Annotated in this window: 22 protein-coding genes and 1 pseudogene; 4 read left to right on the top strand and 19 right to left on the bottom strand. The window is 60.0% G+C overall.

The genetic code is table 11. The annotated features are described in order from the left end of the window. Positions 1–51: 51 nt before the first annotated feature. The 12 genes from B4920_RS28740 to B4920_RS09005 form a co-directional block, all read right to left on the bottom strand. Complete coding sequence (locus tag B4920_RS28740) at positions 52–1260, bottom strand: hypothetical protein (RefSeq protein ID WP_139379469.1); 1209 nt, start codon at positions 1258–1260, stop codon at positions 52–54. Between the two features lie 72 nt (positions 1261–1332). Beyond that, positions 1333–1962 carry a flagellar basal body rod protein FlgB gene (gene flgB / locus B4920_RS09055; RefSeq protein WP_079434313.1) on the bottom strand — a complete coding sequence of 210 codons (630 nt, stop codon included), beginning with the start codon at positions 1960–1962 and terminating at the stop codon, positions 1333–1335. 124 nt (positions 1963–2086) lie between these two features. Beyond that, positions 2087–2512, bottom strand: coding sequence for a hypothetical protein (locus B4920_RS09050; RefSeq protein WP_079434312.1), 426 nt, complete (start codon positions 2510–2512; stop codon positions 2087–2089). Positions 2513–2540: 28 nt separating this feature from the next. After that, positions 2541–3485: a cation diffusion facilitator family transporter gene (locus B4920_RS09045; protein WP_079434311.1), complete on the bottom strand. Its 945-nt coding sequence runs from the start codon at positions 3483–3485 to the stop codon at positions 2541–2543. 230 nt (positions 3486–3715) lie between these two features. Then, on the bottom strand, positions 3716–4021 hold the full coding sequence (locus B4920_RS30920) for a zinc ribbon domain-containing protein (RefSeq protein WP_079434310.1): 306 nt from the start codon (positions 4019–4021) through the stop codon (positions 3716–3718). An 87-nt stretch (positions 4022–4108) separates the two neighbouring features. Then, positions 4109–7288, bottom strand: coding sequence for a CusA/CzcA family heavy metal efflux RND transporter (locus B4920_RS09035; RefSeq protein ID WP_079434309.1), 3180 nt, complete (start codon positions 7286–7288; stop codon positions 4109–4111). Between the two features lie 15 nt (positions 7289–7303). Further along, positions 7304–8908, bottom strand: coding sequence for an efflux RND transporter periplasmic adaptor subunit (locus B4920_RS09030; RefSeq protein WP_079434308.1), 1605 nt, complete (start codon positions 8906–8908; stop codon positions 7304–7306). 9 nt (positions 8909–8917) lie between these two features. Beyond that, on the bottom strand, positions 8918–10258 hold the full coding sequence (locus B4920_RS09025) for a TolC family protein (RefSeq protein ID WP_079434307.1): 1341 nt from the start codon (positions 10256–10258) through the stop codon (positions 8918–8920). Positions 10259–10346: 88 nt separating this feature from the next. Continuing rightward, positions 10347–10697, bottom strand: coding sequence for a hypothetical protein (locus B4920_RS09020; protein ID WP_079434306.1), 351 nt, complete (start codon positions 10695–10697; stop codon positions 10347–10349). Positions 10698–10828: 131 nt separating this feature from the next. Next, on the bottom strand, positions 10829–12310 hold the full coding sequence (locus B4920_RS09015; RefSeq protein ID WP_139379468.1) for a hypothetical protein: 1482 nt from the start codon (positions 12308–12310) through the stop codon (positions 10829–10831). 710 nt (positions 12311–13020) lie between these two features. After that, positions 13021–13968, bottom strand: a complete 948-nt coding sequence (locus B4920_RS09010) for a hypothetical protein (protein WP_079434304.1) — start codon at positions 13966–13968, stop codon at positions 13021–13023. Positions 13969–13970: 2 nt separating this feature from the next. Continuing rightward, the gene (locus tag B4920_RS09005; RefSeq protein ID WP_079434303.1) at positions 13971–15062 is read right to left on the bottom strand and encodes an ankyrin repeat domain-containing protein; all 1092 of its coding nucleotides are present in this window, start codon (positions 15060–15062) and stop codon (positions 13971–13973) included. Positions 15063–15220: 158 nt separating this feature from the next. Between B4920_RS09005 and B4920_RS09000 the strand changes: the two genes are divergently transcribed. The 3 genes from B4920_RS09000 (at position 15221) to B4920_RS08990 (ending at position 17067) form a co-directional block, all read left to right on the top strand. Then, entirely contained in the window at positions 15221–15529 is a 309-nt protein-coding gene (locus tag B4920_RS09000) for a helix-turn-helix domain-containing protein (protein WP_079434302.1), read from the top strand. Between the two features lie 78 nt (positions 15530–15607). Beyond that, the gene (locus tag B4920_RS08995) at positions 15608–16255 is read left to right on the top strand and encodes a hypothetical protein (RefSeq protein ID WP_079434301.1); all 648 of its coding nucleotides are present in this window, start codon (positions 15608–15610) and stop codon (positions 16253–16255) included. Further along, positions 16252–17067, top strand: a complete 816-nt coding sequence (locus B4920_RS08990; protein WP_079434300.1) for a hypothetical protein — start codon at positions 16252–16254, stop codon at positions 17065–17067. The genes B4920_RS08995 and B4920_RS08990 overlap by 4 nt, the downstream gene beginning before the upstream one ends. Here the strand turns inward: B4920_RS08990 and B4920_RS08985 are convergent. From B4920_RS08985 to B4920_RS08955, 7 genes and pseudogenes are all read right to left on the bottom strand, one after another. Next, complete coding sequence (locus B4920_RS08985; RefSeq protein WP_079434299.1) at positions 17041–17361, bottom strand: GIY-YIG nuclease family protein; 321 nt, start codon at positions 17359–17361, stop codon at positions 17041–17043. The two genes, B4920_RS08990 and B4920_RS08985, sit on opposite strands and share 27 nt — an antisense overlap. Next, entirely contained in the window at positions 17361–19037 is a 1677-nt protein-coding gene (locus B4920_RS08980; protein ID WP_139379466.1) for a hypothetical protein, read from the bottom strand. Before B4920_RS08980 ends, B4920_RS08985 begins: the two co-directional genes overlap by 1 nt. 161 nt (positions 19038–19198) lie before the next feature. After that, on the bottom strand, positions 19199–19612 hold the full coding sequence (locus tag B4920_RS08975) for a helix-turn-helix transcriptional regulator (RefSeq protein ID WP_079434297.1): 414 nt from the start codon (positions 19610–19612) through the stop codon (positions 19199–19201). Beyond that, positions 19609–20727, bottom strand: coding sequence for a tyrosine-type recombinase/integrase (locus B4920_RS08970; RefSeq protein ID WP_079434296.1), 1119 nt, complete (start codon positions 20725–20727; stop codon positions 19609–19611). The genes B4920_RS08975 and B4920_RS08970 overlap by 4 nt, the downstream gene beginning before the upstream one ends. A gap of 329 nt (positions 20728–21056) precedes the next feature. Then, positions 21057–21971, bottom strand: a pseudogene (locus B4920_RS08965) (YifB family Mg chelatase-like AAA ATPase); the annotation flags it as partial. A 61-nt stretch (positions 21972–22032) separates the two neighbouring features. After that, a complete protein-coding gene (locus tag B4920_RS08960) occupies positions 22033–22599 on the bottom strand; it encodes a YceI family protein (RefSeq protein ID WP_079434294.1) in 567 nt (188 codons plus the stop codon). A gap of 106 nt (positions 22600–22705) precedes the next feature. Further along, positions 22706–22966 (bottom strand): accessory factor UbiK family protein, encoded by a 261-nt coding sequence (locus B4920_RS08955; protein ID WP_079434293.1) that lies wholly within the window; start codon positions 22964–22966, stop codon positions 22706–22708. Positions 22967–23231: 265 nt separating this feature from the next. Here B4920_RS08955 and B4920_RS08950 point away from each other — a divergent pair, with 265 nt between their 5' ends. Then, entirely contained in the window at positions 23232–23978 is a 747-nt protein-coding gene (locus B4920_RS08950; RefSeq protein WP_079434292.1) for a TorF family putative porin, read from the top strand. Positions 23979–24033: the final 55 nt, after the last annotated feature.

The raw sequence follows: 24033 nt of genomic DNA, 5'->3' as shown, positions 1-24033 counted from the left end.
TGGCGCCAGTCAGAAGCTGGCGTTCAACGTCAGAACTAGGCTTCATAACTTCTAGTCGCGCTCAAACCTTGTGGCTTGGATGGAGTGCATCGTAGCGAACGAGAAAGGCTCGCCCAGCACTGCGATGCCGATTTCGAGATCCTTCAGTCCTTCATTCTTGAAGTTCATCTCCGGTACAAACCCATACTGCTTGTGCGGAACCCACGTGACGTCGGTGATTTCAATGGCTGTCCCCCATTCGTGGAGCGCTGGCCAAGAAGTCGTTTTGTAGTTTCCGCCAACGAGATAGACTGGACCACCTCGTGCGAGCTGGTATCGCCCCGTGGAAAGGTCGGCTGCATGTGAGGCAACGCAGATAGATGCGTGAAGATGGTGCATCGCGGCAAGGAGGGCTTTATGGGGCCGGTCAGCTAGCTTCTCTGGGTCGGCCAAGCCGTGCATAAGATCGTTGCGGAGCGAATTGATCAATTTCCAATCTGCTTTCCGGCCCGCTTCAGCCGATTCCGGGTCGATGCTATCCAAAACGAACGCGCGAACACCGACTAGAGATGTTCTCTTTCTTGTGAACTGATGTCCGCATGACTCACAGGAACCTTTCACCTCTTCCGTACCTGGCGGTAGCCCTGCCGCTTTAGCAAGCGGTGGCTCCATCGATTCAAGGCCAATGTAGGCTTCCTGGAATGCGGTAGTGTCGTCCAGGTTTCCAATCGCCTCTCGATATTGCAGAGCGGCCCTTCGAAGTCTATGCCCAGATTCCAAGCCATCCCAGTGCGCCAGGAGGTGTTTTGCCTTTGCAACGGTTTGCTGCGTAATTGGCTTACTCCAATGCTTCAGCGGCAGTCGCTTAAACATTAGGAATTCGCATTCATCAACCTTCTCCGCCCCTAAGCGTGCCACTTGTAGCGGTTCAGTAGTCTGGAATGTCGATCCGTGTACCAGAGCGATCGCTGAGAGGAAATCCTCTAGTAGCGAGAGACCTCGTCGGGCAGCGGCGACAAGGTCGAAGTTAGGCTCAGCCTCAAATTCAATTGCCAAGATAGATCCACCGGTTTGAAGCTGCACGGCGGTTTCTGATTGAGCACTTCGGATAGAGATATTGCACGGCGTTTTCTGGATTGACAGTCCCTTCAGGGTTTGCGCCACCATATCCACTGATAGAGGCTGATACCCAAGTACGCGATAAAGGCACGTACTCGTGGAGCTAGCCTTCTGCTTTCCGGGTTTCTGAGCGGACTTCTTATGAGAATTTTTATTGGACATCACGTGAACTCCATCGAATTTTTTTGCCTGCGACCCTGCAAGACACCAACCTTAGTTCTCTAACACGATTATTTATTTCAGTGATTGAAATAACTCTTTCATGTCCTTGAACTCACCACCAACCCGATCAAGGGAGAATTGATACATCAATGAATTCTCCGCGAACTTCTGGCGCTCGACATCCATTTCGACGGTATTTCCGTCAACCGCGGCCTGAGAGGGGACATGGTACTTAAGGCTGACGGCTGGCGACTGCCAAGAAGAATTTCCCTTCAAATGCCCTGGCGAAGAAGTGTTCAACTGAAGAGGAGGGGATTGATCGGCACTGGCGGCCTCGGTAATTTCAATATCCATCGCTTTGTAGTCTGGCGTGTCAGCGTTGGCGATATTGGACGCAAGAATCTGCTGCCTATAGGCCCTTATTCCGAGCATTTTCTGTTGAAAATCTCTGTTTTTGTTGTTTGAACCGTTCTCGTTCGCTGGTAAATGAGATGAATGGGTAGTGCCAAGAGTCAATTTTCCGGCGGGGTCGAAATTGTCACTTGAGGCAGTATTGGCAGCCGCCGAACGTGAGACGGCGTTTTCAAGGATGCTTGAAAACGCCGTTGAGCTTGGAATTTCACCTGTCCCGGACACACGAGGCGCAGTAGTTCCGATAAGTTCCACCTGTCTCGCCGGGAACAGCGATGAAGGCTCAGGCATCGGACCTCGTTGGATGAAATACGGCGGTGGTGGCGATCGGCCGTGGAAAAGCATCGCCCACGCTGTGCACTGCAGGCCTTGCCTCGGCTGTCAGCGAACGAATGGGCGGTGCAGTGACCATCGTCTAATTCAGGATGAAACGAACACTCTGGCCGGACATGTCGCCGAGTTTGACCAAGGCGACAGCTTTTGTGCCGGCTTGGATCTTGAAGGTCCCCTGGGCACGCAACTGGTTACCTCCGGCTGGCAGCAATTTGACTTCGATCTTGTCTGATGCGGACAGGAGCGTTACGGTAGCTGACGCATTCCGGGTGTCGACAGGCTGATTGTGATCAGTCACGTAGAGGGTGAGGGAATCAACCTTCGCCACCAGCTCGTAGTTGATGTCTTTGACGACCGATACGACGCCATCGTGCTGGGGCTTGGCATCATGGGTATGCGCCTGGCCCGGCTTTTCGTTGTGGGCATGGCCCTTATGATCGTCCGCAGCGGATGCCAGATTGACGAAGCAAGCGAATAGAAAAGCGGAAAGTACCGTGGAAGGTTTCATGGGAGCTCCATGTCAGTTGGTAAATTGGTTAATGAAAATTAGGGTTGTCGCCGTGCTCGGATGTGCTGTCGGCGATGGTGCAGCCTTGCGGTTGGCGCGCACAGGGTTTGGTTTCGCACTGCAACGTCGTGTGGACTACCCTGAAGCGGTTGGCCAACACCGTCTGTAAGGCGGGCATCAAAGCGTCTTCGGGGGAGTAAGTCTGGTCATAGACCACATGCGCGGTCAGGCTGGTCTTGCCGGTCGTCAGCGCCCAGACGTGCAGGTCATGGACGCCGAGTACGCCTGGCACAGCCAGCATGGCCTGCTCCACCTCTTCTAAGTCGATGCCTTCGGGCACGCCTTCGAGCAGGATATTCAGACTGTCCTTCAGCAAGATCCAGGTGCGTGGCAAAACCCAGAGGCCAATGGCGACAGCCACAAGCGGATCTACCCAGGACCAGCCGGTTAGCTGAATCACCACCGCGCCCACGATCACGCCAATCGACCCCAGAAGGTCGCTCCACACTTCGAGATAGGCACCCTTTACGTTGAGGCTATCTGACTGTCCTCTGCTCAGCAGGCGGATGCTGATCAGATTGACGATGAGGCCGATACTGGCGATCACGAGCATCCCAACCGAATGGATTTCGGGCGGGGAGGTGAATCGCCGGTAAGCCTCAACCAGGATGTAGAGCGCCACGGCAAACAGCAGCATGGCATTGAAGGCAGCTGCCAGAATCTCAAAGCGGTGGTAGCCATAGGTTCGTCGGCGATCGGCCGGGCGCCGGGCAATGCGGATGGCCGCCAATGCGATGGCGAGCGCGGCAGCATCGGTCAACATGTGCGCGGCATCCGAGATGAGAGCTAAGCTGCCGGTCAGTACGCCGCCAATGACTTCGGCAACCAGGAAACTGCCGGTCAGCGCCAGAGCAAAGCGCAGGGCACGCTCGTTTTCGGTGCTCGGGAGCGCGTGGGTGTGGCTCGCACTCATGCGGCCCCTCCTTGATCATCGTGGCGTCGCTTCCATTTCTGCTTCGTCATCTGGAGACGACGCCGAAGGTTTTCCGAAAATTTGGGTGCCTTGCCGCGCCTACCTTCCCGCCAGCAAACCCATCCGTAAAGTGCCAGAAGGGTGAGCATCATCCCTAAGGTGACCATGAGTAGTCGAAACTCAAGGTGGCTGTGGATCATGTGCTTAAGCATGAAATGTCGGCACCAAGCTCATGGCTGCTGCGCCTTGCCGCAATTCGGACAAAACTTCGTCCCCGGGGCGAGGTTCGCATTGCAGGCCGCACAATTGCCGGGAACCAAGGCTGTGCCGCATTGGGCGCAGTAGCGACCCCCAGGGGTGGTCGCGGAGCCGCACTTCGGGCATGAGAGGCTACCAGCAGCGCTATTGGTGGGTGGCGCTGAATTTGAGGGATAACTGTTCCCCCAGCCATGATGGCCGCTGTTCCGGTCACCGCCATGATGACCTCCGCCATGCGAACCAGCGGCTCCTCGCAAGAGTTTTTCAAAGAATCCCATATCAACCTCCGTAGGTGAGTGGATTAAAGTGTGACCGACAGCTTTTGCCGCATCTGGCGCCATACCACCGGTCACACCTGGAAAACGCTATGCCTCGCTCGGCCCGGGCACTGGGTCGGTGGTGAAGTCTTCCTCATCGGCATCCTTGCCGTGGGCGAGGCGATAGAGAATGGGCAAGACGAGCAAGGTGAGCGCAGTCGAAGACAGGATCCCGCCGATCACCACCGTCGCCAGCGGCCGCTGGACTTCGGCACCGGTGCCGGTCGCGATGGCCATCGGTACGAAACCGAGAGAGGCCACCAACGCTGTCATCAATACCGGTCGCAGGCGGGTGAGCGCGCCTTCCCGGATGGCGGCATCGAGCGGCCGGCCTTCCTCACGCAGGTTGCGGATGAAAGAGATCATGACCAAGCCGTTCAACACCGCGACGCCCGAGAGGGCGATAAAGCCAACTGCCGCGGAGATCGACAATGGAATACCTCGCAGCCATAGTGCGATAAAGCCGCCAGTCAGCGCGAAGGGAATGCCGCTGAAGACGAGTAAGCCGTCCTTGACGTTACCGAACATGGCGAAAAGCAGCGTGAAGACCAGCAATAGCGCGACGGGAACAACGATCTGCAGCCGCCGGGTGGCCGACTCCAACTGCTCGAACGTCCCGCCCCAGGCAGTCCAATAGCCGGCAGGCGCCTTCACCTCCTCCAAACGACGCTGCGCCTCCGCCACGAAGGAGCCGATATCGCGGCCTCGCACATTGGCGCTGACTACAACCCGGCGCTTGCCGTTTTCGCGACTAACCTGGTTCGGTCCGGGGGCCAGTTGGAGGCTGGCAACCTCGCCCAAGGGAATGTAGGTCGTGCGGCCCTCGCTTTTTCCGTTCGTACGCGGCAACGCGATCGGCAGGCGTTGTAAGGCATCGAGATCGGCACGCAAGGTTTCAGGCAAACGCACCACGATGTCGAAACGACGGTCGCCTTCGAACATCGTGCCCGCCTCCCGTCCCCCGATCGCCGTGGAGATGGTTTCCTGCACATCGCCGACGTTGAGGCCGTAACGGGCGGTCTTGTCACGATCGATGTCCACCGTGAGCATGGGCAGACCCGTGGTTTGCTCGATCTTGACTTCTGAAGCGCCGGGGATCTTTTCCAGGATGGCGGCGATGCGAGCTGCAGTGTCGTTCATGACATTCATGTCATCGCCAAAGACCTTCACCGCCACGTCGCTGCGCACGCCGGAGATCAATTCGTTGAAGCGCAGCTGGATAGGCTGGGAGAACTCGTAATTGTTGCCCGGCAAACTGCCAACCACTTCCTGCACAGCGGCCAGCAACTCGTCCCGGGATTTCTTGGGCTCCGGCCATTGATCCTGCGGCTTCAGCATGATGTAGCCGTCGGAGATATTCGGCGGCATCGGATCGGAGGCAATTTCGGCGGTCCCGGTGCGAGCAAAGACGCGATCGATTTCCGGGAAATCCGTCTTCAGCCGTTTTTCCAGTTGCTGCTGCATCGTGATCGACTGCGACAGACTGGTGCCAGGGATGCGCAGGGCCTGGATAGCGAAATCCCCTTCGTTCAGGCTGGGAACGAATTCACTCCCCATGCGCGTCGCCAACAAACCGGACAAAAGGATCATGACAGTCGCGAAGACGAGTACGACCGGCTGGTTGGACATGACACGATCCAGCGTGGGTTCGTACCAGCGCTTGGCAGCCAACATCAGCCTGTTCTCCTTCTCGGCAACCGGGGCACTCATGAAGAGCGCAACGGCTGCTGGAATGAAGGTCACCGACAGGATCATGGCGCCAACCAGGGCCGTCACGACGGTAAAGGCCATCGGATGGAACATCTTTCCTTCCACACCGGTCAGGGCGAAGATGGGCAGATAGACAATCATGATGATGAGTTGGCCGAAGAGCAGTGCCCGGCGTGCCTCCTGCGAGGCGGCGAAGACTTCGTGGAAGCGTTCTGTCCGGGTTAGTGCCCGCCCATGGTGGGCTTGGGCGTGGGCCAGACGGCGCACGCAGTTCTCGACGATGACGACCGCGCCGTCGATGATGATCCCGAAGTCGAGGGCGCCCAGGCTCATCAGGTTGGCGCTGACCTGGTAGGTCACCATGCCGGTGAAGGTGAACAGCATGGAGAGGGGAATCACCATGGCAGTGATGACCGCCGCCCGTAGATTGCCCAGGAACAAGAAGAGAATGGCGATGACCAGGATCGCTCCTTCGAGGAGGTTCTTCTTGACCGTGTTGATGGCCTTATCCACCAGTACGGTCCGGTCGTAGACCGTCACAGCATGAATGCCCTCCGGCAGGCTGCGGTTGATCTCGACCATCTTCGCGTCAACTGCCCGGGAGACGGTTCGGCTGTTCTGGCCGATCAACATGAAGACGGTCCCCAGCACCACCTCGCGGCCATTGTCGGTGGCAGCGCCGGTACGCAATTCGCGGCCGATGCTGACTTCCGCTACGTCGCGGATACGGATGGGTACGCCCTGGACATTGCCGAGAATGACATTACGGATATCTTCCATTGAATGCACCTGGCCTGGGGCGCGAACCAGGTATTGCTCACCGCGCTTCTCGATGTAGCCGGCACCGACATTGTTGTTGTTGCGGTCGATGGCGGTCACCAGCTCCTGCAAGGTCAGGCCATAGGACGCGAGCTTTTCCGGGCTGGGCGCCACTTGGTATTCCTTGGCGTAGCCGCCGATGGAATTGATCTCGGTGACCCCGGGTACATTGCGCAACTGGGGCTTGATGATCCAGTCCTGGATTTCGCGCAGATCGGTCGGCGTGTAGGGCGTGCCGTCGGGCTTCTTGGCGCCTTCCTTGGCTTCGACGGTCCACAAGTAGATTTCCCCAAGTCCGGTCGAGATCGGCCCCATCGCTGGAGCAATTCCGGCCGGCAGCTTTTCACGGGCCTCCTGGATGCGCTGATTGACGAGTTGGCGGGCAAAGTAGATGTCCGTGCCGTCCTTGAAAATCACCGTCACCTGGGAGAGCCCGTAGCGTGAGAGCGAGCGGGTCTGTTCCAGATTCGGGAGACCCGCCATCACCGTTTCTACGGGATAGGTGACCCGCTGCTCCACCTCGAGTGGGGAATAGCCGGGCGCAGCGGTGTTGATCTGGACCTGGACATTGGTGATGTCCGGCACAGCATCGATGGGCAGGCGCTGGTAGTTGTAAATGCCCAGCCCGGCCATACCGATGACGGTGAGCAGTACCAGCCAGCGATGCTCGATGGCCAGACGGATAATGCGTTCAAACATAATCGGCTCCCTCGCTTAGTGGCTGTGCTCGGCACTGCCCTTGCCCAGCTCCGACTTGACGACGAAGCTTCCCGCGGCTGCGTAGGACATGCCCGGTTTCAGGCCACGGGCCACTTCGACGATCTTTCCGTCGGATCGCCCCAGAGTGACCGGTTGAGCGACAAAGCCGCCGGGTACTCGGGTGAAGATCACGGGCTTGTCATTGACGGTCTGGATGGCATCGGCTGCTACGGCGACCGGGACATCTGCTTCGCCCGACTGCACCTCAACGTTGACGAAGAGTCCGGGGCGCCATGCCATCTGCGGATTGGGAAGCGTCACTCGCGCTCGGGCAGTACGGGTTTCCTGGCCAAGGAGCGCGCCGACATAGGAGACCTTGCCTTCCGCCTTCGAGTCGAAGGCAGTGGCCTTCACGATGGCCGGTTCGCCGACCCTGACCGTGTTCAAATCCTTGGCGGGTACGATGATCTCGGCCCAGACCGAGGACAGGTCGGAGACGGTGAAGATGCTGGCGTCCTCTTTCACGGCCTCGCCCAGGGCTATATGTTTTTCCACCACCATGCCGTCGAATGGAGCCCGGATTTCATAGCGGTTGAGGGCTCCCGTCGCTTGCGGGGAAGCGCCGAGGGCAACGAGTTTTTGCTGGGCGTTAGCCATGGCGATTTCGGCTTCCTGCAGGACCTGCTTCGCTTGGAGGTAGTCCTGCTCGGCGGAAATCTTTTCCTCCCAGAGCCTCTTTTCGCGTTCATAAGTCGACTTCGCGAGGGCAAGGCGCTTCTGGGCAGAAAGCAATTCACTGCGCTGTTCAGACAGACCCGTGCTGGCAATCACAGCCAGAATCTGGCCCTTCTTCACCGTTTGCCCCAGGTTGGCCGGAACGCTTTCCACCACGCCGGCCAGCCGAGGGACGACGTGGGCCGTCCGATCTTCATTGAAGCGAATCTCTCCCGGCAACTGCACGGCGGTTCGAATTCGGGCCGGCGCTGCTTTCTGAATGGTGATAGCGGCGGCCTGAACCTGCGCATCACTCAGTTCCACCTTGCCTTCCTCCTGGGCAAAGGTGAAGAGATAGGGGGCATTTGCCATCCGCGCCGCGACGGTCGCGTCGAAGACATGGGGCTCCTCAATCGCCACGACGCTCTTCAGATAGTCCTTTTCCACGGCGAAGGCGATTTCCTGCTTGTCCCCACCGGGCCGAGCAAGCGAAACGGAAACCTTGGCGGTGCTGGGCGATACCGGCTTGCCCTGCTGGAAGAGCCAGACCCGGAAGCGGGGTTCGCCGCCTTCTTCTGCCAGCAGGATTTCGAGGCCGAAGCCGTCTTCGGCAAAAAGCTTCCCGCCGTGAGGGCCGGTTTGTGGCCCCTCTTCATGATGTTCGGCATCGCCGTGCTCCTTGGCGTGTTCATGGCCATCGGTTGCTTGCCCGCCATGGTGCTCGGTATCGGCGTGTCCCTTTGACTCGGCATGGCTGCCGTGGCCATGGCCGTCGCCGGCGGGTTGGGATGTCCCCGTGCCGAGGATCGCGGCGCTGATCGCCAAACCTGCGACCAGGATGATGGCGATGGCGATGCTCTGCTTCTTGTTGAGTTGGGAGCGGAGTTTGTTCAAATTTGTTTTCATGATGAATTCCTAGAGTTGTCCACCGCCGATTGGGGATGACGCAGCTACGGCGCCAAGCACGCGGTCGATGTCGGCCGCTGCCCGATGGGCGTCAGCCAGCGCTCGCAGGTATTGGGACCGTGCCTGGAAAAAGGTGCGCTGTGCATCCAGCACCTCTAGGAAGCTGAATTTGCCCAGCTCGTACCCCTTGCTGGCTGCCTCATAGGCACTCTGGGCGCCCGGCAGAATTTCCTTCTGCAAGGTCCCGACTTCCAGGCTGAGCGCCTTGAGCCGTTCGTGGGCCTGGGCGATTTCGGTGGAGAGGCGGACTTCCGTCGCGGCCAGTTCGTCCCGTGCCTTGTCGGCACGGCGCAAGGCTTCCAGCAGATTGCCCTGGTTACGATCAAACAGTGGGAGTGGAATCGACAAGCCCACAACGGCTTGGTCACGCCCCAACTCTTCGGCACGTTTGGCGCCTAGACTCACCGTTACGTTAGGTATCCGGCGCGTCCGCTCGACCTCCGCTAGCGCAGAGCGGCGATCGACTTCGAGGCGAGCACGAGCGAGGGCGGGGGACGCCGCCAGACGATTGGTAATCTCTTCCGACGTTGGTACGGCAGGCAATGTCTCGGCTCGTCCATCGGCCCGCTCAAAACGCGGTGACGGATTACCCCAGGTCGCGGCCAGGCGTTTGCGTGCGCTCGCCAATTCCGCTTGTGCCTGATTGAACTCCACCCGAACGGATCCTTCCGCCACCCGGGCTTTGGTTTCCTCCACCGGCGAAACCTTGCCTGCCATGACACGTCGTGACGCAGCCTGGGTCGCACGCTGGGCGAGGTCAAGCAACGCTTCGGCCAGCCGGACGCGCTCTTGCGCGACAAGCACGTCGAAGAAGGCTGCCACGGTCGCCGCACGGATTTCCAGGCGTTGGGTGGCCAGATCGGCGGCGGCTACGTCACGCCCGCGTTCAGCCGACTCGATACGGGCGGCCCGCTTGCCGCCCAGTTCGATGGCCTGATTGATCTGCAAGGTCGTCGTGCGGGTGGCCTTGTTCTGGGTGTCCTCGACCAGAGTCGCAATTTCGGGGTTGGGACGTACGCCGGCCTGGATGACGGCCCCCTCGACGGCCTGCAATTCGCGCGCGGCAGCGGCCAACGTAGGGTTGGCCGACAGGGCGAGATCGATCGCGGCGGCCAGGCCCAGCGGCCCGATCGGCTCGAGTTTGCCGGTCTGTGGATTCGGCAGGAGGGCTGCCGAGTTGACGTTGCCCGGCGCCGTTGAAGACTGCGCCAGTGCAGGGGAAACCAAGGGGTTGAAAATGGTGGCTGCCAACCCCAGCAGCCCGATCAGGGATGTGCGTGGTCTACGCATCGAATTCTCCTAAATGAACAGGACAATCCGGCGAGACCGAAAAGGCGGCTACGTCAGCCGCAGAAAAAAGGGGGATGTCTCGCCGGGCTTACGCGGCGAGCTGTCTATCAGGGCGCTCGGGCCCGTCGGGGATATGCGATGCGAAGTAATGCGGGCTGAAGCCGTCGAACACCACAATTGGAGCTACGACTAAAGCTTCCAGACTACTGAGAAAGCAGTTGTGGCCATTTAGATGGGAACTGCAATCATTGTCGGCGCTCGGGTTAACCTTGCCCGACTCGCTCTTGCCCTGATCTCCAAGCGCTTTGTGCTGGTGATCGTGGTGGCCGAAGTGCTGCGCGGCTTGGCCTGTCTCGTGTTGGCAATACACACCCACCCCAGCCCAAGCGAACTGGAAGGGTAATATGACCACGAGAAGAAACACGAGCAGCTTTTTCACCCGAGTAAGTTTATCAGAGGTTGGTGGAGGAATGCCAAGCCCCGTCTGCGTCGGATAGGCAGAATGGCAAACGGGGCTGGGATCCTCATTAGGCTATTGGTGCATTGGCCGGTTTTCGCACCGCAGCGGCTTCAGTTAGGCAGTGGCGGCCATTCTCCCCGAATATCGCCTTGTCCCCAATAGGCCGGTGCCGATGGGTTGTCGGCTGGCTCACTGACCATTAGTCGGAGCTGTTCGATCTGTTCAGTCGAAACATTCGGGATTGTCGCAACATCCTCTCGGTCATAGTCGCCAAGCACTGTGAGAATGTTGTTCTCGGCATCGTGGCGCAGAGTAGTTTTGTAAAGCGGGATACTGTCTGCCTTCATACGCGTGCCGTCAGCGTCAAATTGCTCGAGTGAAAGATATGCTCTCTGGTGAGCGTCGAACACGCGTAGCCACCAAGCACCGAGTTGCAACGTCCTGTCGCCAGTCGATCCAAGACGGACGTTCGCCGAGAGCATGTTCCGGCTGAAATCGCCGCTCCAGCCGAGTGCCGCCATGGGATCACCGCCCGAATTCAGCAGTGCCGCGGCCTGTCTGGCCAGCGGATAGTAATCGTCGGAATCCTCTGGGTCGATAATGTCGACTGGCGTAGAGAAGGGTAAGCCTTCGCGATCATGATCTCTGGGGCTCTCGACTAAGGCTGTGGCAACGTATAAACCATCCGACAATGTGGCACTTCTACAGCTGTCGATCAGCAATGGCTTGCCATTCCAGGATTCCAGCGTCTTTCCGAAGGCCCAGACACTTTCGCCCACAGTCCGGTAATAGCGCCAGCTAGTGGTATCGGTCTCGCTTTTCGCTACCGCAAACGGCGTCGCCCAGACCCGTGCCTCGCCATCATTGGCGACCAGGTGTTGCCAGTTGCTGGCGCCGAACAGTTGCGCCACGAGTTCCTGGGCGACATGGCGCTTCACCGGGAGGCCAAGTGACACCATCGCCGACATCATGGCCGTTGCCCAGTTGGCTGGGAACGGAACAAGCAGGAACCCGTAAGGTTCAGTGCAACTATCCTGGTCGAGTTCAATGTTGATGGAAGCAAATCCCGGTAGTGATCGGAGCCTGGCTACCATCCGTTCGTTCTCGCCGCGGGTACGGATGCCTTTCAAGGCACTGTGGACACGTTCGCGATGTCTGGGCTGGTAGGGCTCAAAACACATCCGCCGGATTTCGGCAAACGTCTTGTCGTGCACCCGTAAGCGGATTCCATCAGAAAGCCGGTCAATTGCAGAGGGGAAGATGCGCTCGCGGTCGCATATGTCTAGAACGGCGGCCAGTCCGTCAACGAAGGTACGTGCGGCTTGGACCGAAAAACCTGAAAGGTCACTATCCACTTCGCCGGCGACAACAGTGTGCCAATCAGCGGAATCTTCTTTCTCAAGCAGCCGCTTGGCGGCTAAGTAGTCCACTCCTTCAAAGCGGTTGAGCAGTTCCTTACGCACGGCATCTTCGTCGGGAATTGGCATGCCAAGCTTGGCAAGATATCGGCCAATGCGGCGGGCGCCGAAGCTATAGAAATTGCTGGAATCTTCGGGGAAGGAAGAGGTGTTAACAGTCATCATTTTCTCCAAGTCCGAGCGCTATGAATCCTGGTGTGCGCATTCCAGAGCAACGCTCAATGGAAAAATGATGATGTAGCAGAGGATGTGTCCTGATTCGCCCTATCGCAATTGCGACGCGCACTGGCTGGTGTCGGACAACCGATTTCGTATGTTATCCAGTTGTGAGAACAATGCAAGTGCGGTCTTGGTGCAGGCCTACAACTTATTGCCAGTCGGTGACCACCTCTGGGAAATGCTCGAAGCACCTGGTGTCGGCGGACTAGATGGCTACGAAAAGTTGTAGGTCGACACTATTGTTCATCTTCCCCTGTTGCCTACCTCGATGAGGTCGGTTAGCCAAGTCGAGCAAGCGACCAGCGGGCCACGGTGTCGAACTCGCCACGCGGCACGCCACGGGTGGATGGTCAGCGGCCGGAAATACCGCCTTACCTCTGTAATAATGTCCATTCACGTCCCTCGCGAATAACGCCAAATGTTGTGCCACCGCTCCTTGAGCAAACGATTCCAATCGCGCATCCGCCCCGGAGGAAGGATCGTCATTCCGCCCGCCATGCTTAAGGCCTTGGGCGGTCGGCCGGATAGCCTTGTCCTCGAACTGCAAGGCAACCGATTGCTGTTGTCGCGGCGCCAATCACCGATTGAAACCAAGTTGGCCAAGTTTAAGGCCAGAATGGTCAGCCGACTCGGCTCTCGTCTGACTGCACCGTAGGTTTCAGGTTCTACCTGGGCGGCAGCAGATTTTCCAGGCGGACCCACTGCATGGCGGGTGTTGCGTTCTCCCACTGCACATATGCCAACGGCGGCTTCATTTCGACGACCATTCCGACCAGCAGGTTGCGGCCATCCCGCCACATCGCAGCCACCCGGTCACCAGGCCGGAGCCGGCCACGGAACGCCGCTAGGGCCTCCTCATCGGCTTGGCGCCGGATTTCCTGCTGGTGCAGGACCTCAGCTCGCTGCGTCGCTTCCGTCGCCTTCTGTCGGGCCTGGGCCTCCTCCTGCGCGATGGCGGTGGGCAGCTTCGCCTTGGCCTGCGCCACCAATGACTCAGGATCGAAACCCTCCTCGAAGGCGGCGATGAAGGCGCGCAACTGCTGCGGGGTGCCGGCTCTGGCGAACAGATGTCGGTACTCGAGCAACGGCACCGATTCCCTGGCCAGCTCGACGGCCTTGGACTCGCTGACGGCGGCATCGAGGGCGGGCTGATCGATCGAAACGGTGAAGGACGTATTACCTGACGCTGCATCTGTTGCCGTCAGGATGCCAAGGGTCAAGACGCCCCGGAGCAGGGTGGCGGCGGCCGCCGAGCCCTTGTTGACCGAGTAGAAGGCGGAATTGCACTCCAGGTAGCCGAACTCGCCCCGGTCCTTCATCTTGGTCAGGCACTGCCGCCTGCCTCCAGGGACCGGCTGGGTCATCACCCGGGTGGAACTGCTCGGTAACGAAATATCGACCCGTTCCGTGGCTGGATCCTTGAGATCGCCCGTCAGGCTGGCCGACCACCGCCCATCGACATGCTGCAGATAGATGGGGACGGCCTTCAACACTGAGCCCGGCCGGTAGCCCGCAACCGGCTGAACGTGGTCGCCGTTTCCCACCTGCTGGGCCGCGGCCGGCAGTCCCGTCACCAGCCCCCAGCATAAGATCCACGGGGCTAGGCGCGGCATGGTCAGTGCGCCCCGTTGTTTTTCAGCAAAGCGACGATATCTTGTCGTCCGCTACTCTCAGCAATGACCAGGGGAGTCGATCCTGGAGACCCGCTATTCAGGTCGACGCCGGCGCCGGTGATGAAGAGGTCGACCGCCAGGGCATCGCCGCGGCGGATCGCCGCCACGAACTGCTCCTGGTTGAAGTATTGCAGCCCCATGGCCGTCAGCTCCTTGCGGGCGTCCGCGGCGGTGAGCTTCTTGCCGGTGGCGCTTGCGGCCGCTTGCTGCGCCACCAACTGCTGACGGGCTTCGCGCTGCTGCATCAGCGCCGTCCGCAGTTGAGCCAACTCCGGGGGAAGGGCTCTCGGGTCGATCTGCTGTCCCGGCACAGCCGGGGCAGGCTGTACCGTCGCCAATGCCGCGGGAGCCTGGGCCACCACTACGGCCTGGGTGGCCGGCCGCGGCAGATCATCCTCCACGACCACTCGGCCGGCCAGATCCTTCGGGTGCAGTTGCACCAGCTTGAAGGCCATGCCGGCGCCCTGCAGATTGCCTTCCAGGCGTCCCAGCAGCTTGTTGATCGCGCCGCTGCTGTCGCCCAGACCCACGGCGCTACCCATCGCCCGACCGAGCATCGCCGCCAGGACGTTCGGATTGGAATTGCCCGCCCCGGACTGCTGGCCATAGATGGCGAAGTAGTTGATGCGGTATCCCGCGGCGTAGGGGAATAGGCAGACCCGGTGGTAGGTCTTCTCGCCGTACTTCGCCATGGACGAATCGATCCCCTCGATGGAGAACAGCTCGCCGGCGCAGTTCGGCTTGGGGCCGCCGCTCAGCCGGCGCCCCAGGGTCATCTGGGCAGGATAGTCGGGGAAGACGGACGGCGGGATGCCCTGACGCACCTGGGCATCGCGGGCGTAGAGATGAATGGCATCGAGGACGGCGGTTTCGATGGCATCAACTTTGAGGTCCTTGCCGGGCACGTCATAGACGGCATACACCGTCTTTTCCCGGTAGGTGGAGCCGCTGAGCTCGGTCAGGATGTTCTGAGCCTGGACCGGAAAGCCAGCGACGGCGATGGTCAACACCGCCAGGAGGCGAAGCAGTTTCATGGTCGTTCCTGAAACTCGCTCCCACCGTTCCCGGTAGGGAATGGCGGAACGAAGAGGGTTAAGTAGATGACATAGCGATTCTACCGAATGAGATTTAAAAACAGTAGAGTAATGCGCTGTAGATACAAAACCCGTAGGCGGCCACTCTCCAGACCACTATGGGTACGAGAGATCAAACAATTGGGGAGGCGCGCCAGCGCGTTGCCGAAAACCTCCGGCGCTTACGCAAGGAACGCGGACTGAGCCAGGAGGCAATGGCCGAGTTGGCGGAATTCCACAGGACCTACGTGTCGCAGCTGGAGCGCTGCGTCACGAACATCTCGCTTGATGGATTGGAGCGGCTGGCGAATGCCTTGCATGTCGACGTGCTCGATCTTCTGGCGCATACCGAGGGGCCCGGCCAGGGCGGCGAGGGTTCCCAGCCAAAGGCAAAAGGGCAATCCCGACGTTCGGCCGGCTCGGCATAGGGCGGTCTTATGCCAACGCCCTACCGCATTCACAAACTGTTCCCGCCTCGCCGGAATGTCCAGGGGATTACCCACCCCGTGGCCTGTACCCTGCACGGCATCCTGAAATTCGACTGTCCCGACTCGCCACACCTGGTGTACAACGAGTTCGCGGCCATGCGGCTGGCGCAGGCGCTACGTGTGCCGGTCGCTGACGGCGTGCTTACCGTCGCCGCCGACGGCTATGCCTATGCCAGCCTCGAGGTGGCGCTGCCCGGCCTGGACCTGCCGGACATGCGCAAGTCGGATTACCGGAAAGTGGCCGCCCGGTACCCCGAGGCAGCGGCCGCAATCCTGGCGTTCGATTATTGGATCGGCAACCGGGATCGTGGCGGCAACATCAAGGCGGCGATGTTGAGCGAGCACCTGCCGCTGTTCCGCGCCTTCGACCATCAGTTCGCGCTGCTTGACGTCGAGCAGGACCCAGCCCGAAGTGTCGAGCGCCTGAAGAGCACCGAGCCCATCGTCAAATTCCACCCTTTCCAGGGGCTTGTCGAGAAGACCCGGTTGGAACAGTGGCTGGTTCGCATCGCCTGCCTACCGGATGACACCCTGCGGAACTGCTGTGTCTTCGGCCAGGCATTCCGGACCGTCCTGCCGGAAACCCAGGAAGCCCTCTACCAAGCTTTGTCAGTGCGATCCCGGCGCCTGTCGGAAATCATCCCCGCCGCGGCGATGCGACCATGACCACCCGCGAGGTAACTTGCTGGACGATCCGCTATGCGGCCGACCCCTTCCGCCAGGAGCATCGGAATATCGGCGTGCTCGTCCATGGTCAGGGCGAGACGCACCTGGCCATGCTGGGCGACCAACCTTCAGGCGATTCCGATGCCCGTTATTTCTGCCGCGCATTCGGCTATGGCGAGGCTGTCAGCTGGGTATTTCGTGAATGGGAGCGCTGGTTCAAGGCGCTGGCGATGGAGGCCCGGACGGCCGCCGAAATTCAGGACGAACTGAACCATTTGGCGAAATCCGGTGCCCGCTTCGACGCCGGCGAACCCATCAACGCAATCGTCCCAGCCGGGGAAAGTCCGCTTGTTGTGGCCCGGCGGCTATTTGGCAGCATGGTCACGGTGCCGAAGATTCCGAAGCGATCCACCTTTCAGCATGACGTCGATGATACCTTCCGCCGCTCGGAACTCGAATTCGTCTCGACCTTCCATCGCGATGTCGAGCTGGAAATCGAAGTGCCCGGACAGCCTCAATTTGTCCGCTTGGCGGCTTTCGTTGAGGCGCCGGTGCCACTGGGAATCAAGCTGCTGCGGTTCAATGGCAGGACGGCGGCAGAAGTGGCCGACCAGGCGAACGACGTCCTGTACGGATTCGCGGCCTTGACGGCCCATGGGATACTGGGACGCGATCGCTGCATCGTCCTTCACGACGAACCCAAAGCCCGACTTGCCCACCTGTTGCAGCGGATCGCGGGGGCCGCGATGCTTTTGCCCCTCAACGATCCGGAGACGCCCCACGCGTTACGCCGACTTGTCCATGCCGACTAACCCAGCCAAGGCATAGGCCCACCGCAGCTTTTCCAGGGGCTTGAGGCGTTTCAGCGCAACTTCAGCCTGAGCGGCTTCCCGGTGCGTGTCGTAGCGGATGCGCGCGACGACCCGGATGGGCCGGTTCATGCGCGTGTATTTGGCGCCCTTGCCTGCGACGTGTTGCTCAAACCGCGCATCCACATCCAGCGCGATGCCGGTGTAGATGCCTCCGCCCTTGCATTCGAGCATATAGAGCCACCACGGCTGACCGCTGGCGTATGGATTTTTCCGAACGGTAAGTTCGCCAGCCATCAGGGTTCGTCCCCGCCGCCCAGTGGTTTGCGTTCGATCTCCATGACCAGGCGGGGATCCAGCATGTTGAGATACTTGATCGCGGTCGTATCGGTGATGCCAAACGCTCGCACCAAGACCTTGGGAAGTCGCAGGCCATTTTGATAGGCGTTATAGATTGATGTTGCAAACAACTGATCGGAGCTGACGCCCGCCTTTTTCAACCAACCGGATACCGATTCGGCACTCAGGTGACTGCCTAACTGCCGTCCCGGAAAGAGATACGGATTTTCGTCGGCATGGTCCAGAGCAACCAGTGTTTGCCGCACGTTCAAATAGCGATCGAGTATCGCGCTGATCCGAGCATCCAGGTGGATTTCCGCGCGGCCAAATGCTATGCGATAACGCCCGTCAGCCCGTTGGATGAGTGCATCCAGACGAAGCCGAACACAGTTCTTGACCGTCTGGGCATAGAGCAGCATGAACAGGCCGATGAGGGACTGCCGAAGCGTCTCATCAGTCGGCGTCATCCACGCTTGAATGAGCGCAGTGGATTTTTCGCGGGGCAGGAAAATCCCTTCCGGCACACTCCGGGCAACTGTCTTCAGGCGCAGGCGCTGAAAGAGTTTTTCCTTCCGGTTCAGGTATCGGACGAAGGCACGGATTGAGACGGCCAGTCCAGGATAGTCCATGAAGAACTTGTCCAGCATCTCTGGCGTCGTCTGCTGAATCATCTGGACACCTATGGCATCCAGCGTTTCGCATAAACGCCGAGCCGCCCGGAGGTTGAGCGTAATCGAGCGCGCCTTCATCCGGGTATCTTCCCCTTTCCAGCCCCGGCTGTCGTATCGGGCGCGGACAGTCAGCAGGTGATTCCGGTAGCGTGCCATGACTGGGGCATACCACTTGCCATCCAGCTTGGCGATCATGGCTTCCTGCCTGATGGATTCAGCCTCGTCCTGCAGGAGACTGCGCGTTGTCTCGGGGATGATTCGGTGCTTCAGGAGATAGCCATAGGGCACGGTGTATCGACGGAGCCCATCCAAGCCGCCGACGCTTTTCAACAGCGCGACCGGCGTGATTTCTGTAGGTTTGCTGAAGGCGAGATCAAGCCGGACGAAGAAGAGGTAGTAGCTGTTGATTCGATGCACTAGCTTTTCTGGATTCATTGCCTCCAGGGTCTCTGCACCAAATCCCAGCCAGGCTTCCCGGGTCCATGCATGACTAAAAAGGGGAGCATATTCCTCGACACGGCTTTTCGCCGTATCGCGAACGTAGCACTTCTGGCAACGCCTTCTACTATGGCGTATTCCTTCCTGGCCACAGGTTGGGCACACGAAAGGTTTTCCGGCCGCACTCAAACAGGTTTTGCATATAGGCTTGCCGTCAGCGGTCACGCCGACAGGCAGCCTGTCTTTCCGGCAGATGCTGCAGCTCTTGTAGCCTTTATGGCGCCGGAAACACCTGCCGCAGAGACGGCGCCGCCCAGTTTCTGTCTGTACGCCGGTAAGAACCTTCTCCATTGCCCCACATTGATCGCAGGCCTGCGGTTCACGGTAATACTTGGCGCAGGGGCCGCAGACAGCACCGCCATCGACCAAGCGCCCAGCCTTGCGCACTGGCTTGCCGCAACGCACGCAGGTGCGGTTGAGGGCACGGCAGACCTTGCAGAGCGGTTCCCCTTGGTCATTGAGCATGCGCGTCTGCTTTCCGCACTTGCCACAAGGGGCGTAGGGAATCCGCTGGCTGCAGGTGTCGCACAAGGCCTTCCCGTTCCGGACGAGACGCGCCTTGGCCATCGGACGGCTGCATTCATCGCAACAGGTATGAGCAGAGGTCGCCATGTAGGAACGCTATTTCACTTCTTCGGTGGGACCGAGAAGGGGCGTACCCTGGGGCCACCGGCATCGTCCGGATCGACTGCTTCCGAGGCGGGGCGCGCCGGTTTGCGCTTACGGGTGGGGGTGGCCGCCGGCGCTGGGCTTGGCGCAACTTCCTCACCACCTTGAGGCGCAGAACTCGGCTGCTCAACACGGCCCTCCGCGGGCATGAGATCGTCTAGGGTTCCCCCCAGGACTTTAAGCAAAGCCTCCAGTAGCGCGGTTTTCACCTGGGCCGGTCGCTCGTCCACAATTCGGGAGAGTTGGGCGCTGGTGATGTCGTAGCCGATCGCGTCGAGCCGTCGCTTGAGTTCCGTGGCGGTCGGTATTCGGTTTTCCGCCATCCGCACGCGGAGGCGCCAACCAAGTCTGATATTGGGCGTATCGCTCATTCTTTCTTCTCCTGTGTGTTGAGCGCGTCATCGAGCTCGCGGGAGACGACGCTGCTGATTTCGTCGTCGACCATAACGTCGGGGACGTGCATATAGCCTTGTGTCGTTGCCGCAGAAGCGTGGCCATGCTTCCGACGAACCATCTCGATGCTGAAGCGCAAGGATTCGTGGGTAACGCTCGAGTGGCGCAGACAGTGTGGCGTCAGTCCTTCGCCTTCCAGGCCGCAATAGCGAGTTGCGATTTTGAAGCGTGCGTCGGCGCTGGACGACTTGAGACGAGTTCCCCGCTCCGAGAGGAACAAGGCTTCCTCATTGGGGTCCGCTCGATGAAGGAATTCAGGGCGGACTCTTGTGATGTACCAGTCCATGAGCTCAGGGAAGTCAGGATGGGTGACCGGTACGGTCCGAAAGCGCTTCCCACTTCCCCGGCTTCCCTTGCCCCAGACCTTGATGAATCCATAGGGGCCAAGTTCAGGTAAAGCTGGATTCGGCGCAAACGAATTTACGTTTAGGTTGAGGCCTTCGGAAATCCTGAGCCCTCCGGAGTAGAGGGTGAAAAAGAAAGTACGGTCCCGACGAAGAGGGTTGTAATCCTTGGTCCTGAAGCGGCCGGCCTCGACAGAAGCGCGCCGCAGCCCGTCAAAAAACAACTCGATTTCCTCATGTGTGAAGGCTCGGCGCTCTTTGGAGGACTCCTTTTCGACGGTATGGGGGATGCAGTTCTCTTCCGTGCAAATCTGTCGTGGCTCGACGCCATACAAGCGCCGGATCTCGTTCCTGAACTTGACGTTCGTCGTGAGATATTCGAGGAAGGATCGGATCGAGCATTGGTAATGCCGCTGGGTGCTATTGGCCAACCGGCGCTCCAATCCGAGATGATCGCACCAGCAGTCAAATGCATCCTCATTCCAGAGCCAAGGCGGCAGACCTGAGTGGGCAGCAAACTCCCGCAGCACCGAGACGTCCCTGGCTACGGCTTTGTGGGTATGGCGCAGCGAGCCGATGCGGCGACGAGTCCATGCATCAATGATGGTCCCGAACAGTTCGGCATCTGCTGGCGCGAGAGCGCGCGAAGCGACATCGGATGTCGCCAGCACTATCTTCGGATTCGCCATTTCCCTCGTCCTCCTAGCCGCAAAAAACTGGAATTTCCAATATTGCTACCTGCAAGTGATGCAGGAATGGAACACATAATATCGGAAAGTGACGAGTAATGCAACATTCCTGCATTTGTTGTTTAAATCTCGAATCGCTCATCATCCGATGCTAACTATATGATTTATCGATGTTTCGAGGATTTCGGCAGGAGCTGGGATACTTCTAATGCTGTGACATCACTCACAGGATTCCTGCAAGTAATGCGACATTGGATACTTTGGGATTCCTTTATAGTCAGTGGGTTATCCGAATTTTTGCCTTGTTCGTTGCTACATTGGCTAAATCAGAACTTCGGCAGCTCGTCCAGGTACAGCACGCCGTTGTGCGCCAGGCTGATCTCGCCGGGGCGGGGCGTGCCGCCTCCACCGACCAGTGCTGCGGTCGAAGCCGTGTGATGTGGCGTTCGTAGGGGGCGGTGGCGCCAGCGCTCGGGCCGGAAGCTGCCTTCGATGGACTGGACGACGGCACTCTCCAGCGCTTCCCGGTCGTCCATCGGCGGCAACAGGCCGGGCAGACGCTGGGCCAGCATGGATTTGCCGGTGCCCGGCGGGCCGTACAACAGCAGGGAATGCTGGCCGCTGGCGGCGACCTCCAGCGCCCGGCGGGCATGGGCCTGCCCCTTCACGTCGGCCAGATCGGGGTAGGCTGGCGGCGGAGCCAGGGTTGCGCCGTCATGGGGCGCGAGGAGCGTGTGGCCGCACAGGTGGGCGGCCACTGCCGACAGGCTGCGCGCCGGCAGCATCTGGACGTTTTGAACCAGCGCGGCTTCGGGGGCGTTGGCGATCGGCAGGATCAGCGTCCGCCCACTGTGGGCGGCCTGTCGGGCCAGGGCCAGTGCGCCGCGCACCGGCCGCAGTTCGCCGGTGAGGGAGAGTTCCCCGGCAAATTCGTATCGGTCCAGCCGGTTCGCCGGGATCTGGCCGGAGGCGGCCAGGATGCCCAGGGCGATGGGCAGGTCGAAACAGCCGCCCTCCTTGGGCAGATCGGCCGGCGCCAGGTTGACGGTGATGCGTCGTTGCGGGAACTCGAACTGCCCGGTTTGCAGGGCAGCCCGGACCCGGTCGCGGGCTTCGCGGACCTCTGCGTCCGGCAGACCGACCAGCGTGAAGGCGGGGAGACCGTTGGCCAGATGCACCTCGACGGTGACTTCCGGGGCCAGCAGGCCGACGAGGGCGCGACTTGTCAGGAGGGCTATACTCACGACGTATCTTTTTGGAATAAACCGGAAGTCTAGCCCAGGTGGTGCATGAATTAGCGCATTGTCATTGCGGTTCGCGATAGGCTTCCACCGAGATCAGCAGGCGCACTTCGTCGCTGACCGAGGGGATGTTCTTGGTCATGCCGAAGTCCGAACGCTTCAGGCGGGCCGTGATGTCGGCGCCGCAGGTTTCGCGCTTGTTGAGCGGGTGGGGGGCACAGTGAAAGCGGGACAGCGTGAGGACGAGCGGCTTGGTGATGCCGAGCAGGGTCAGGCTGCCTTCGGCCGACACCGGCTTGTCGCCGTCAAAGGTGAGGCGTTCGGCCTTGAAGCTGATCGTCGGGTACGCCTCGGTGTTGAAAAAGCCCTCGCCGCGCATGTTCTCGTTCCATTTGGCGAAGCCCATGTCGATGGATGCGGCGTCGATGCTCACTTCCACCGAGCCGCGCTTGGTCGCGCTGTCGAGGACGATCCTGCCGCTGGTCTTGTTGAAGCGTCCGCGCTGGGTCGAGAAGCCCAGGTGGTCCGTCTCGAACAGCGGGTAGGTGTGGCTGGAGTCGATCGTGTAATTGACCGGGGCGGCGAAAGCCGGTGTGCCGGCAATGGCGAGCAGGGCGAGTAGCTTGTTCAAGGGATGTCTCCGGGAAGCCGAACGGGCGGTGCTGTTATTGATTCTTGGCCGGCATGAAAAAGGGCGCCGGGGCGCCCTTGCAGTGACCGTCTGGACGACGGGAGGTTCAGCCTGCTTCTGCCGGCGGGCGGGAAGCCAGTTCCGCTTCCAGCTGGGCGACCCGGTGTTCGAGTTCGGTCAGCTTGTCGCGGTAACGGGTGAGGGCTTCCTTCTGCAGTTCGAATTCCTCGCGCGTCACCAGGTCGAGTTTGGAAAAACCGCTGGCGAGCAGGGCGCGGGCATTCTTTTCGAGATCCTTGGCGGGGCTGTTGGCGAGGAGTTCGGAAACCTTCGAACCGATTTCATCGAGGATTTTGGGATTGGCCATGGCAGCGTTCCTCACGGGAAAAAGGGAAAAATCCAAGTCGTGTCCTAGTTTAGCACCGGAGCCTGGTGACCGTTGCCGCGACCCATGCACCAACACGGCGCCCCCGATTGGTGCGTACTCCCAAAGTGGTGCGGCGTGGATTTTTTTTGCATCGCAATAAACGCCGGTTCGAGATGCTAACTTGCTGAAATGTCGTAGTTTTTGAAACTGGCACAGTGGTTGCTAGTTGGAGTTTGCCAACTTTTATTACTAGGAGAATCCAATCATGCGCAAGACCGTTATCGCTTCTGCACTGCTCGCAGCCTGTGCCGCCCTGCCGTCCCTGGCGAACGCTGCCGATGCGGCGCCCGCTCCGGAGCACACCTTCACCAGCAACGTGACGCTGGCGTCGGAGTACATTTACCGCGGTATCGGTCAGACCAATCGCAAGCCGGCGATCCAGGGCGGTTTCGACTACGCGCATTCCAGCGGCCTGTATGCAGGCACCTGGGCCTCCAACGTATCCTGGCTGACGGACGGCAGCCCGACGGTCAGCAACAGCATCGAAATGGACTTCTACGGCGGCTTCAAGAACACCGTCGGCGATTTCGGCTATGACGTGGGCCTGCTGCAGTACTTCTACCCGGGCTCCGGCTACGGCAACAACCCGAACACCATCGAAGGCTACATCGCCGGTTCCTGGTCCTTCCTGACCCTGAAGTACTCCCACTCCTTCAGCGACCTGTTCGGCTGGACCGACTCCAAGAACTCCGGCTACCTCGACCTGACCGCCGCCTACGAGCTGAGCCCGGGCCTCAACCTGATCGGCCACGTGGGTCGCCAGAAGATTCACGGCGACAACAGCGGCGCCTCGTACACCGATTACAAGCTCGGCGTGACCAAGGACATCGCCGGTGTCGTGGTCGGCCTGAGCTACATCAACACCAACGCCAGCCAGGCCTTCTACACCAATGCTTTCGGCAAGGACCTGGGCAAGGATCGCGTGCAGCTGACCATCACCCGTACGTTCTAACTTTCCCCGTAACCGCGCGGCGGCTCGTTCGGGTCGCCTTGCATGAGGACCCAAC

The organism is Zoogloea sp. LCSB751, assembly GCF_002028455.1.
In the GTDB taxonomy this organism is placed as follows: domain Bacteria; phylum Pseudomonadota; class Gammaproteobacteria; order Burkholderiales; family Rhodocyclaceae; genus Zoogloea.
Note: the sequence above shows the minus strand (reverse complement) of the source record. Positions and strands in the feature narration are given on the sequence as shown.